The following is a 12,295-nucleotide window of genomic DNA, read 5'->3' as shown; positions in this document are numbered from 1 at the left end:
CGCCAACAGGTTGGTTCCGTGCTGCGCGCGAGCCGCCCTCAGGCCAGCGCCCGAGCGATCAGTATCTTCTGGATGTCGCTGGTGCCCTCGTAGATCTGGCAGACGCGCACATCCCGGTAGATGCGCTCGACCGGGAAATCGCTGACATAGCCATAGCCCCCAAAGACCTGGATGGCGGCCGAGCAGACCTCCTCGGCCATCTCGCTGGCATACAGCTTGGCCATGGCGGCCTCCTTCAGGCAAGGCCGCCCCGCATCCTTGAGCGACGCGGCATGCCACACCATCTGCCGCGCCACCTCGATCTTGGTCGCCATGTCGGCCAGGCGGAACTGCACGGCCTGGTGCGCGAACAGCGGCTGGCCGAAGCTCTCGCGTTCCTTGGCATACGCCAGCGCCGCGTCGAACGCCGCGCGCGCCATGCCGATGCTTTGCGAGGCAATGCCGATGCGTCCGCCTTCCAGGCCGGACAGCGCCATCTTGTAGCCGGCGCCCTCCTCGCCCAGCATATTGGCTGCCGGCACGCGGCAATCCTCGAACAGGATCTGCGCGGTGTCCGACGAATGCTGGCCGAGTTTTTCCTCCAGCCGCGCGACGATGTAGCCGGGCGTGGCGGTGGGCACCAGGAAGGCGCTGATGCCGCGCTTGCCCGCCGCCTTGTCGGTGACCGCGAGCACGATGGCCACGTCGGCATTCTTGCCGCTGGTGATGAATTGCTTGACGCCGTTGAGCACGTAGTCGTCGCCATCCCTCACCGCGCTAGTGCGCAGCGCGGCGGCATCCGAGCCCACATGCGGCTCGGTCAGGCAGAACGCGCCGAGCATCTCGCCGCGCGCGAGAGGCACCAGCCACTGCTGCTTCTGCGCCTCGTTGGCGAACGCCATCAACATGCTGCACACCGGGCAATTGTTGACGCTGATGACGGTCGAAGTGCCGCCGTCGCCGGCGGCGATTTCTTCCAGGATCAGCGCCAGCGAGAGATAGTCGAGCCCGGCGCCGCCGTATTGCTCGGGCACGGCCACGCCGTACGCGCCGAGCGCGGCCAGCTCGCGGTGCACCGCCTGCGGGAAGGTCTTGTCGCGATCCCACGCGGCGGCGTGCGGCGCGATCTCCTGCTGCGCGAACTGGCGCACGGCATCGCGGATCATTTCCTGTTCTGGCGTGAGCAGCATGTCAATTCACCAAGGTGGTAGCGGAGTCGGGAACAACGAACACCGTGCTCACCACGGGATCACGCTGCCATCGTAATTGCGAAAGCTGCCGTTATCCTGGCGCGTTGCGCCGGCGATCACGCCGCGCATGCCGGATACGCTTTGCTGCGGCGTGAGGTCGGCTTCCTTGCCGCCCATCTCGGTCTGCACCCAGCCCGGATGGAAGGCCAGGCAGGTAGCGTGCCGCGCGTCGAGCGAGGCGGCCTTGAGCGCCGCGTTGGCCGCCGCCTTGCTGACCCGGTAGAGCCAGCTGCGGTTGCTGTCCATGGTGCCGATGCTGCCCATGCGCGAGGTCAGCACCGCCAGCACACCGCCCTTGCCCGAGCGCCCGGCCTCTACCAGCGGCAGCAGCAACGGCAGCGCCATCATCGGCCCCAGCACATTGACATGCATCACCTTGTCGAAGTCCTCGCGGGTCACGGGCTGTGCGCCTTCGGTGCGCGGGCCGATCACGCCGGCGTTGTAGATCGCTACGTCGATGGACTCGCCGTCCAGCTTCCAACCCAGCCCGGCGACCTGGCCGGCGTCGGTCAGGTCGGCGCGCAACGCCTCCGCGCCAAGCGCTTCGATGGCCTTGATGCCGTCATCGCTGCGCGCGACGGCCAGCACCCGCCAGCCATCGGCACGGTACTGGCGCACAAATTCGAGACCGATGCCACGCGAGGCACCAAGGATGAGAGCGGTTGGCAAGGCAGTACTCCTTCTTCTAGATTGATTGCAGCCTGGCTGCCGCGCGGTGGCGGCAGCCGCTCTGTTGCGGTCGATGCCGCGGGTTCAGACGATCTCCAGCCCCACCGCGGTGGCTTCGCCGCCGCCGATGCACAGGCTGGCCACGCCGCGCTTGCCGCCGGTCTTGCGCAGCGCGCCGATCAGCGTGGCCATGATGCGCGCGCCCGAGGCGCCGATCGGGTGACCCAGCGCGCAGGCGCCGCCGTGGATGTTGACCTTGTCGCGCGGGATCTTGAGATCGTGCATGGCGGCCATCGGCACCACGGCAAACGCTTCGTTGATCTCGAACAGGTCGACGCTGTCGGTCGTCCAGCCGAGCTTGCGGTAGAGCTTGCTCATCGCTTCCACCGGCGCGGTGGTGAACCAGCCGGGTGCCTGCGCATGCGAGGTGTGGCCGAGCAGGCGGGCCAGCGGTTCCAGGCCGAGCCGCCTGGCGGTGGATTCGCGCATCATCACCAGCGCGGCCGCGCCATCGTTGATCGACGACGACGAGGCGGCGGTGATGGTGCCGTCCTTGGCAAAAGCGGGCTTAAGCGATGGGATCTTGTCGACCTTGATGCGGCGCGGGCCTTCATCGGTGTCGATGATGGTGTCGCCACCACGCCCCGCCACCGTCACCGGCGCGATCTCCCAGCGGAAGTCGCCGCGCTCGGTGGCCTGCTGGGCGCGCCGCACGCTCTCCATGGCGAACTCGTCCTGCGCCGCGCGCGTGAAGTCGTACTTGGCCGCGCAGTCCTCGCCGAAGGTGCCCATCGAGCGCCCGCCGCCTTTTTCATCCTTGATGTAGGCGTCTTCCAGCCCGTCCAGCATCATGTGGTCGAAGATCATGCCGTGGCCGATGCGGTAGCCGCCGCGGCCCTTGGGCACCAGGTATGGCGCATTGGTCATGCTCTCCATGCCGCCGGCGATGCCGATCTCGAACGCGCCCGCGATCAGCGCGTCATGCACACTCATGGCGGCGCGCATGCCGGAGCCGCACATCTTGTTGACCGTGGTGCAAGCCACGCCAAGCGGCAGGCCAGCGCCCAGCGCGGCCTGCCGGGCGGGCGCCTGGCCCAGGCCCGCGGGCAGCACGCAGCCGAACACCACTTCCTCGATCTGCTCCGGCGCGAGGCCCGCGCGCTCGACCGCCGCGCGGATGGCGGTGGCGCCAAGCTGCGGCGCCGTCAGCGTGGCGAACTCGCCCTGGAAAGCCGCCATGGGGGTACGGGCGGCGGATACGATGACAACGGGATCATGCATGGGGTGTCTCCAATGATTGGGGCGCTGGCTGGCGGCGATTGTTGGCTCTTCCGGGAATTTCTCTGTACTTGGCTTAGCGAATCGACGCTTGCGGCGGATCGCCGAACTGGCGGTAGGCGGACTCAAGCTGCGCGTGCAGCTCGTCGTTGCTGCTGGCGGCCATGCCCAGGTCGCGCAGCAGGCCATCGGACACGCCGTAGACCCAGCCATGCACCGTGACCGGCTGCCCGCGGTCCCACGCATCCTGCAGCACCGTGGTCTGGCACACGTTGTTGACCTGCTCGATCACGTTGAGCTCGCACAGGCGCGTATGCGCGTCTTCCTCGCGGGTGATGGTGCCAAGGTAGGCGCCGTGCTTGTCGGCCACGTCGCGCACATGGCGCAGCCAGTTGTCGGCCAGGCCGATGCGCTGGCGCTTGAGCGCCACCTTGACGCCGCCGCAGCCATAGTGGCCCACCACGGTGATGTGCCGCACCTTGAGCACTTCCACCGCGAACTGGATCACGGCCAGCGCGTTGAGGTCGCTATGGGCGATGACGTTGGCGATATTGCGGTGGACGAACACCTCGCCCGGTGCCAGCCCGAGGATCTGGTTGGCCGGCACGCGCGAATCCGAGCAGCCGATCCACAGGTACTCGGGCGCCTGCTGGTTGGCCAGGCGCATGAAGAAGCTCGGGTCTTCCGCATTGACGCGGTCCACCCACTCGCGGTTGTTGCGGAAAAGCTGGGCGATGGCGTCACTCATGCGACTCTCCTTGCGGGAGCGGGATCGTTGCCGTGCGCGCGCGCTTCGGCGTCGCCGCTACCGGCGCCGTAGCGATGGATAAAGCGTTCAGAAACATCATAGGCATAGAAATCATGGATTTGCCCGGCCAGCAGCCGGTCCTTGTGAGCCTGCCACATGGCAGGATCGAAAAAATCTTCGTGGTGCCGCAGGAAGGCAGCACGCACGCGCGCGTCGCCGAGCAAGAAGGTGCGGTAGGTCTCGGGGAAGATGTCGTGCCGCCCGACGCTGTACCAGACCTCGCCCGAAAGCTCCTCCTCCTCATTGCGCGGCTGCGGCACGTGGCGGACATTGGTGTCCGTCATGTACTCGATCTCGTCGTAGTCGTAGAACACCACGCGCCCGTGGCGTGTCACGCCGAAGTTCTTGTAGAGCATGTCGCCGGGAAAGATATTGGCGGCGATCAGCTCCTTGATAGCGTTGCCGTACTCGACGATGCCGTGCTCGACCTGCGCATCCGAGCCTTCCTGCAGCCAGATGTTCAGCGGCGTCATGCGGCGCTCAATATACACGTGGCGCACGACAATTTCCTCGCCGCCATCCTTGGCGCGCTGGTACTCGATCATCGACGGCGCATGCAGCTCCAGCTCGCGCACAAGCCCATCGTCGAAGCGCGACAACGGGAAGGCCACGTCGGAGTACTCCAGCGTATCGGCCATGCGCCCGACGCGGTCATGCTGCTTGACCAGTTGGTACTTCGACTTGATCAGCTCGCGCGTGGTTTCCTTGGGCGCCGGGTAGTAGTCCTTGATCACCTTGAACACGTAAGGGTACGACGGCAGCGTGAACACCAGCATCACCAGGCCCTTGATGCCGGGTGCGCTGATGAACTTGTCCGACGAATGCTGCAGGTGATGCAGGAAGTCCCGGTAGAACAGGTTCTTGCCCTGCTTCTGCAAACCCAGCGAGGTGTAGATCTCCGCGCGCGGCTTGCGCGGCATGATGTCGCGCAGGAAGGTCACGTACGCCGACGGGATCTCCATGTCGACCATGAAATACGAGTGCGTGAAGGAGAACAGGATCAGCAGTTGCATCTTCTTGAGCAGCACCGTATCGAGCGACAGCTTGCCATCGGGCGTGTGCACGATGGGAATCGCCAGCGGGAAGGTGCGGTCGGCATTCAGGATACGGCCGATGATGAACGCCGACTTGTTGCGGAAAAACAGCGACGACAGCACATGGATCTGGAAATTCGGCGCAATGCGGAAGTCGCCGAAATACTCGGTGACGGCGCGCACCACATAGCCGATATCGCGCGTGAGATCGTCAAACGGCCGCTCGAGCTGGAAGTTATGGACGATGCGTTCGAAGCACGCCGCCATGCCCTTGCGGCTGCCCGGATAATAGGCGCGAAAGGTCGGCCGGGTGGGCGACTCCTCGTTCTCGATGTACTCGGTCGAGATGGCCGGGCGCACGAAGATGAAGTCGTTGTTGAAGTACGAGCGATGCAGGATGCGCGTGCACACCGAATTGAAGAACGTCTCGGCCAGTTCGGGCTGGTGATGATTGGTCAGCAGCCCGATGTAGTGCAGCTTGATCTGCTGCCAGATCTCGTCCTCGATATTTTCCGCGTCGTATTCGTCTTCCAGGATCACGCTGGTTTCGCGCACCCGCTCGTTGTAGAAGTCGATGCGGTCGCGCTGCAGTTGCTGCAGGCCGAGCCAGTCGGCCGCTTCGAACTTCAGCTTGGCCAGGTGGCTGACTTCGCGGAACAGCCGGTAATGCTTGTCAAACCCGTCCAGCATGGTCCGGGCCACGTCGTAGGCGATCTGCGAGGACAGCAGCTTGGGGAAGTGGGACATGTCGCAGACCGGTGACTAAGGCTGGAGGGGGTTTCCGGAGATTGTAAATTGGTTCGGCGGCCGGGCGAGTGCTCTTTCGGTCAATTCGGCGTGGGCGGCGGGGCACTTAGGCTGGCACTGCCGTTTTGTCTGCTTCGTCGTTTGTGGTCAGACGTGGTCCAGCGTGCGCACGACGCACAAGGTCATCAGCATGGTGGCCACCGCCTTGCGCACGCCGGCGGTCTCGCTATATACGTCGCCCTGCGCCACGATCAAGGTGCGGCCGGGCTTGAGCACGCGGCCCACCGCCACCAGCCGCTCGCCCTGTGCGGGTGAAAGCAGGTTGATCTTGTACTCGGCGGTCAGCCCGGCCTCGCCGTCCCCCACGACCGACAGTGCTGCGTAGCCGCAGGCGCTGTCGGCCAGCGCGCCGACGGCGCCACCGTGGAAAAAACCGTGCTGCTGGGTCACGCCCTCGGACCACGGCATAGCGATCTCCACCTCGCCCCGCATGACCCGCGTCAGCGCCGCGCCGAAGGTGGTCATCAGGCCCTGGCGCGAGAAGCTGGTGGCAATGGCATCCGCGCGCTCGGCGGACAACGGCGTGGCATCGACAGCTTGGGGCATGGGCTTTCCTTGTTTGAGAAGCTATTCTATTGACGTTTACGTAAACGTCAATCAAATCAGATGCACGAGCCAGAACAATGGCTCATCAGGCACTTTTCACCACGGCCGGCGGCACTTCGCACGCATGTGTCGCCAGCAACTCCCGGCACTGCCGCTCGTGCTGATCGATCTCGGCAAGCTGCGCCTGCAGGTCCTCGAGCTGGCGCTCCAGTGTGCTGCGGTGATGCGCCAGCGAATGCAGGAAGCGCTCCAGCTGCGGCGCGGTGTCTCGCGGCGACTCGTACAGGTCGAGAATCTCGCGGATTTCGTTGAGCGTCAGCCCAAGTCGCTTGCCCCGCACAGTGAGCTTCAGGCGCGTGCGCTCGCGCCCGTTATAGACGCGCTTGCGCCCGGTCGGCCCTTCGCGCTCCGGCGACAGCAAGCCCTGGTCCTCATAGAAACGGATCGCACGCGGCGTCACGTCGAACTCGCGGGCGAGATCGGTGATGGTGTAGGTTGGCGTGGCTGGCGAGTCTGGCATGGTGGCCCGGTAAAAAAGTGAACGGTCGTTCGGTATGGAATGAAGTTTTCGCTTAATATGGAAAAAGCCCGCCCCAATTGACGTTAACGTTAGCGTCAAGCAAGGCTGCTGGCAACCGCGATATGCAACCGTGACAACGAGAAAGCCCGCCTGCCCGCGGCACCGCGCGCACAGGGCTTCAGACCCGAGAGACTCCCCATGAACGCACTCGAACACGAACTCCAATACCCGTTTGGCGAAACCCTGCCCGAAGGCGGCGCGCGGCAACAGGTGGCGCCCGGCGTCTACTGGCTGCGCATGCCGCTGCCCTTCGCGCTGGACCACATCAACCTGTGGCTGGTGCGCGACCGCCTCGAAGGCCGCGACGGCTGGACCATCATCGATTGCGGCGTCACCAACGACACCATCAAGGCGCACTGGGAAACCGTGTTCGCCAACGAGCTCGAAGGCCTGCCCGTGCTGCGCGTGCTGGCCACCCACTGCCACCCCGACCACATCGGGCTGGCGCACTGGCTGTGCAAGCGCTGGGACGCTCGCCTGTGGATGAGCCTGGGCGACTACATGAACGCCCGCGTGATGGGCGGCGGCGGCGGCATCGGCTCCAACGCCGGCGGCGACTTCGCGGCCAGCCACTTCGCCCGCCACGGCCTGACGGACCCCGACAGCCTGGAAAAACTGCGCGCGCGCAAGAGCTACTACCCGTCGCTGGTACCCGACCTGCCCACCCAGTACCGCCGCATGATGGACGGCGATACCGTGCATATCGGCACCGACCCGGCGAGGTCCGGTTGGCGAGTGATCACTGGCTTCGGCCACGCGCCCGAGCACGTAGCGCTCTACAACGCCGCCTTGAATGTGCTGATTTCCGGCGACATGGTGCTCCCGCGCATCTCCACCAATGTCAGCGTGTTCGACATGGAGCCGGAAGCCAATCCGCTCAAGCTATACCTGGATTCCCTGGGCAAGTACGAGCCGCTGCCGGAAGACGTGCTGATCCTGCCGTCGCATGGCCGGCCGTTCCGGAACCTGCATATCCGCATCAAGCAATTGCGCGAACACCACGTGGAACGGCTTGCCGAGACCCGGGCGGCCTGCGTGGAGAAGGCCTGTAACGCGCATGACATCGTCGGCGTGATTTTCAACCGGCAGTTTGATATTCACCAGATGACGTTTGCCATGGGCGAGGCGCTGGCGCACTTGCATGTGTTGTGGCATGCGGGGGATGTGAGGCGGGAGATTGGGGAGGATGGGGTTGTTAGGTTTCGGGTTTAAGGGTTAAGGGGTACTGGTGGGGTTTTGCTGCTGCGCCGCTTGCTGAAACTGAAAAATTATCTTCAAATTCAAAGGCTTAACGGCAACATCAACTGCAGTTTCACCACCCCTGCGGGGCGGCGACCTACTTTCTTGTCTTGCCAAGAAAGTAGGCAAAGAAGGCGCGCCGGATGGGGCGACACCCCCTCGGGATTTCATGAAAAGAGCGGCCGGGACCCAAACTCGCATCGCCTTAAGGCGATACTCAGACATGGGTCCCTCTTTTCCGCTCTTTTCATGAAATCCCGAGGCGCCCCATACGGCCTTGGCACACCTCCACGGCTCGCTTCGCGTCGCCATGGGTGTTTCCCGCCCCCAGGTGGGAAACACGGCAGAACCAGTGGTCGTGGGGATCAAATCACCATTCGGGGTAGCCGTGATTGCCGCCTGGGGGCGGCAATCACCCGCCCGCGATGCGCCGCGAGCCGCCTGGGTTTTCATCTCCCGTCATGGGGCGCCTCGTCGGCAGGCAAAAAGAGCGGAAAAGAGGGGGCCATGTCTGAGCATCGCCCTAAGGCGATGTGAGTTTGGCCCCCGGCCGCTCTTTTTGCCTGTCGACGAGGAGGCTTTCGCCCCATCCGGGTCGCTTCTTTGCCTACTTTCTTGGCGAGACAAGAAAGTAGGTCGCCTCCCCGCAGGGGAGGTGAAACTGCAGTTGAAGTTGACGTTAAGCCGTTGCGGTTGTAGCTGAAGTCACAGTCACACCCACTAAACCCCAACCGCAAACCTCGACAAATACCTCACCCCCTCCACAGCCCGGCTCCCGTACCAGGAAACCATCTCCCCATCGATCAGCAATACCTCCTTGCCAATCTGCCGCTCCAGCGCATCGACATGCGCCTCGGTAAACCGATAGGGTTCGCTGGAGAGCAGGACAAGGTCAATCTCCCGCACCAGCGCGTCGCTCCACCGGAAGCTCGGATACCGCGTCTGCGGCGTATTGGGTCGGCTGCACTCGCCGTCAACACAAGCCTGGGGCATGGCGTCAGCCGAAGGCCACGTCTGCCAGTTCACCAACGCCAGCATCTGGCTGATATAGGTCTCGCGCGACACCGTCATCCACGGGTCCTGCCAGATCGCATACAGGACCTTGCGCGCGGGCCACTGCCGGGCACGTACCTGCGCCAGTTCGGACGCCATGGCGGCGCAGAGCGATTCCGCTTCGGCAAGGTGGCCGAAGATGCCGCCAAGCAGCCGGTAGAGCGCCAGGTTGTCCGCGGGCGCACAGGGGTGGGTGACGATCACATGCGGCACAAACGCGCGGATCTCGTCCACCGTCTCGCGCCGGTTCTCGTCGATGTTGACCACTACGTGTGTGGGCGCCAACGCCCGCAGGCGCTCAAGATTGACGTCCTTGGTGCCGCCCACCTTGGCAACGGCACGCACGGCGGGCTCGGGATGGATGCAAAAGCCGGTGCGCGCCACCATCAGGGGCCCCAGCCCCAGGGCGAACAGCAGTTCGGTAACGGACGGCACCAGCGAGGCAATGCGCACCTCGCCTGTGGCAGGGTGGTGCAGGACGCCGGCTGCGTCCTGCCAGCTCATGGCTGCTTGTCCTGGCTACCTCCCTGCGCGCGCGGCTTGCGCGGCGCGCGGGAGAAGATTGCGTCGTAAAGCCAGCGCGGCATCAGGTGCAGGATGGATGCGACCACGCCCATCTGCCAGGGCACCACGGCAAAGCGGCGCCCTGCGGCAATAGCACGCACCGCCTTGCGGGCGAACACGTCGGCGTCCATCAGGAAGGGCATGCGATAGGGATTGTGCTCGGTCATCGGCGTGCGAATGTAGCCAGGCGCGATAGTGACCACGCGGATGCGCTCGCGGCGCTGTTCCAGGCGCAGGCTCTCCAGCAGCTTGATCACGGCGGACTTGGAGGCGCTGTAGGCACCCCCGCCCGGCAGGCCGCGCACGCCGGCCACGCTGGCAATGCCGACCAGCGTGCCGCGCCAGCCGCCGGCGCCGGGATCGCGTTCGCGCATGGGCTGCATGAAGGGCTGGAAGGTGGTGAGCACGCCGAACCAGTTGGTGTCCATCACCATGCGGAAGGCTTCGAGATCCTCGCGCTCGCCGGCGACGGTGCCAACCGATACGCCCGCATTGGCGATCACCACATCGGGGCAACCAAAATGATCGAGGAAGTCCTGGGCGGCGCGCTGCATGGCATCGGCATCGCGCACATCCGCGCCATAGACGCGCACCGCATTGGGATTGGGCAGGGTGAGGGCGAATTCACGCAGCACCTCTTCACGCCGGCCAACCAGGCCGAGGATGGCGCCCTGCGAGGCGTACTCGCGCGCCAGGGCCTGGCCGAGTCCGCTCGACGCGCCGGTAAGGAAGACTTTCTGTGCTCGCATCGGGAGGGTCCAGGGGTAAGCGCAACATGGTTCATGCCGACCGACCCGCCCTGGCGCGCGCCGGACGCCGCTGCGCCTCACCGGCGCCGGCGGTGCCGGTCGACCGCTGGTGGCCATCAGCCGGCTCGCGCGTGGCGAGTCCAAAGGCCGGCGGCCGCAGCCCGGGAATTACATCTTCTTGTCGCGCACCTGGCCGACCAGGTAATCCATGGTCTGGATGGCCGTGCCCTTGGTGCCGGCGATGGACGGCGAGGTCACGTACTTGCCCTGCACCACGATGGTCGGCACGCCGTCGATCTTGTAGGCGTCGGCGATCTTGTTGGCGCGTTGCGAGTTGGTGGTCACCGAGAACGAGTTGTAGGCGTCGAGGAAGGCCTTGCGGTCGATGCCGTTCTTGGCCATGAAGTCGGCGATTTCGTTGGGGTCCAGCATGCGCTTGTGGTCGACGTGGATGGCGCTGAAGACCTTGGTGTGCATGGCGTCCAGCTTGCCGATGGCTTCCAGCGCGTAGAAGATCTTGGTGTGCGGCAGCAGGTCGTCGCGGAAGGCAACCGGCACGCGCTTGAACACCACGTCCTTGCCCTGCTTGCCTACCCAGGCTTCCAGCTCAGGCTCGAAGTCAAAGCAGTGCGGGCAGCCGTACCAGAAGAACTCGGTGACTTCGATCTTGCCCGGCGCGACGGGCTGCGGCGCTTTCAGGACCTGGTATTCCTTGCCCGAGGTGGGCGCGGCTGCCTGGGCGGGCGCGGTCATCAGGAAACCGGTCACAGCGACCAGCGTGGCAAACAAGGTGGCGAGTTTCTTCATGTGGCGCGGCTTTCGAGAATGGGCAATGAGCGTATGACAGCGGCGGGGCAAACCGGTTCAGCGGATCGCCCCGGGGTTACCGTTACTGCTTGTTACTGCTTGGTAAAGCGGATGACCGAAGCCTCGAAGCCGGACGCCTGCAGCCGGTCGCGCGAACGGTTCATGTCGTCGATCTTGTTGAACGGCCCCAGGCGCACGCGATAGAGCTTGACGCCATTGACATCGCGCTCGGTCACCTTGGCTTCGAACCCCTGCATGGCCAGGTTGGCCTTCTGGCGGTCGGCGTCGTCCTGCGAGCGGAAGGCGCCTACCTGCAGCAGGTAGCCTACCTTGTTGGCATCGGCCTGGGCGATCTCGGCGATCGGGTCGGCGACAGGCTTCTCGGCCGGCTTTTCGGCAGGCTTTTCCACCGGCTTCTGCGCGGTCTTGTCGGCCGGCTTCTCGGCGGCGGGCCGCTCGGCAGGCTTGTCCGCGGGCTTCTCGGCGGCGGGCTTGTCGGCTGGCCGGGTGACGGCTACCGGTGGCTGGCGCTCGGGCGGCTTCACCGTGGTCGGCGCCGGGCCGGACGGCTGCTCGGGCTCGGCGGCGGGCCCGACCGGCTTGGCCGGCGTCTTGCTCCACAGCGGCTTGTTCGGATCGCTTGGCGCTTCCTGCGCCGGAGCGGGCAGGTTGCTGACCACATTGCCGGGCTCGGACGGCTTTTGCGCGCCCTTTTGCTGGAATGGCGCCGGCGACTTGGTGATGTACAGGGCGACCACTACCGCGATCGCCAGGCCGACGATCAGGCCCAGCACCAGTCCCAGGAACGTACCTCCGCGCTGCGGGGCGCGGCTGGCATTGCGCGGGGTGCGCTTGCGTTGCTGTTGCATGAATTCCTCTAGCGTGATGGCGCGATTATAGAGCCTGCGCCGATCCCGGCATCACTGTCTGTG

12 protein-coding genes are annotated in these 12,295 nt (G+C 65.1%); 1 reads left to right on the top strand and 11 read right to left on the bottom strand.

Features of this window, described 5'->3' with window-relative positions:
- Window positions 1-38: 38 nt before the first annotated feature.
- The 7 genes from A9975_RS08075 to A9975_RS08045 form a co-directional block, all read right to left on the bottom strand.
- Entirely contained in the window at window positions 39-1,169 is a 1,131-nt protein-coding gene (locus tag A9975_RS08075) for an acyl-CoA dehydrogenase family protein (RefSeq protein WP_183032140.1), read from the bottom strand.
- Window positions 1,170-1,217: 48 nt separating this feature from the next.
- Window positions 1,218-1,898, bottom strand: a complete 681-nt coding sequence (locus tag A9975_RS08070; RefSeq protein WP_183032139.1) for an SDR family oxidoreductase — start codon at window positions 1,896-1,898, stop codon at window positions 1,218-1,220.
- 84 nt (window positions 1,899-1,982) lie between these two features.
- Window positions 1,983-3,179: an acetyl-CoA C-acetyltransferase gene (locus A9975_RS08065; protein WP_183032138.1), complete on the bottom strand. Its 1,197-nt coding sequence runs from the start codon at window positions 3,177-3,179 to the stop codon at window positions 1,983-1,985.
- Window positions 3,180-3,252: 73 nt separating this feature from the next.
- Window positions 3,253-3,924, bottom strand: coding sequence for a carbonate dehydratase (gene can / locus A9975_RS08060; RefSeq protein ID WP_183032137.1), 672 nt, complete (start codon window positions 3,922-3,924; stop codon window positions 3,253-3,255).
- Window positions 3,921-5,765, bottom strand: a complete 1,845-nt coding sequence (aceK, locus tag A9975_RS08055; protein WP_183032136.1) for a bifunctional isocitrate dehydrogenase kinase/phosphatase — start codon at window positions 5,763-5,765, stop codon at window positions 3,921-3,923. The genes can and aceK overlap by 4 nt, the downstream gene beginning before the upstream one ends.
- Window positions 5,766-5,912: 147 nt before the next feature.
- A complete protein-coding gene (locus A9975_RS08050) occupies window positions 5,913-6,371 on the bottom strand; it encodes a PaaI family thioesterase (protein ID WP_150992505.1) in 459 nt (152 codons plus the stop codon).
- Window positions 6,372-6,456: 85 nt separating this feature from the next.
- Entirely contained in the window at window positions 6,457-6,891 is a 435-nt protein-coding gene (locus A9975_RS08045; protein ID WP_183032135.1) for a MerR family DNA-binding transcriptional regulator, read from the bottom strand.
- 198 nt (window positions 6,892-7,089) lie between these two features.
- On the opposite strand from A9975_RS08045, the gene A9975_RS08040 reads away from it, so the two are divergent.
- Complete coding sequence (locus A9975_RS08040; RefSeq protein WP_183032134.1) at window positions 7,090-8,163, top strand: MBL fold metallo-hydrolase; 1,074 nt, start codon at window positions 7,090-7,092, stop codon at window positions 8,161-8,163.
- A gap of 747 nt (window positions 8,164-8,910) precedes the next feature.
- Here the strand turns inward: A9975_RS08040 and A9975_RS08035 are convergent.
- From A9975_RS08035 to A9975_RS08020, 4 genes are all read right to left on the bottom strand, one after another.
- The gene (locus A9975_RS08035; protein WP_183032133.1) at window positions 8,911-9,747 is read right to left on the bottom strand and encodes a helical backbone metal receptor; all 837 of its coding nucleotides are present in this window, start codon (window positions 9,745-9,747) and stop codon (window positions 8,911-8,913) included.
- Entirely contained in the window at window positions 9,744-10,556 is an 813-nt protein-coding gene (locus tag A9975_RS08030; RefSeq protein ID WP_183032132.1) for an SDR family oxidoreductase, read from the bottom strand. Before A9975_RS08030 ends, A9975_RS08035 begins: the two co-directional genes overlap by 4 nt.
- A gap of 168 nt (window positions 10,557-10,724) precedes the next feature.
- A complete protein-coding gene (locus A9975_RS08025) occupies window positions 10,725-11,363 on the bottom strand; it encodes a thiol:disulfide interchange protein DsbA/DsbL (protein ID WP_183032131.1) in 639 nt (212 codons plus the stop codon).
- A gap of 92 nt (window positions 11,364-11,455) precedes the next feature.
- Window positions 11,456-12,232 (bottom strand): SPOR domain-containing protein, encoded by a 777-nt coding sequence (locus tag A9975_RS08020; RefSeq protein ID WP_183032130.1) that lies wholly within the window; start codon window positions 12,230-12,232, stop codon window positions 11,456-11,458.
- Window positions 12,233-12,295 lie beyond the last annotated feature (63 nt).

The sequence above is a fragment of the Cupriavidus sp. UME77 genome, from assembly GCF_014170355.1.
Taxonomy (GTDB): Bacteria; Pseudomonadota; Gammaproteobacteria; order Burkholderiales; family Burkholderiaceae; genus Cupriavidus; species Cupriavidus basilensis.
Note: the sequence above shows the minus strand (reverse complement) of the source record. Positions and strands in the feature narration are given on the sequence as shown.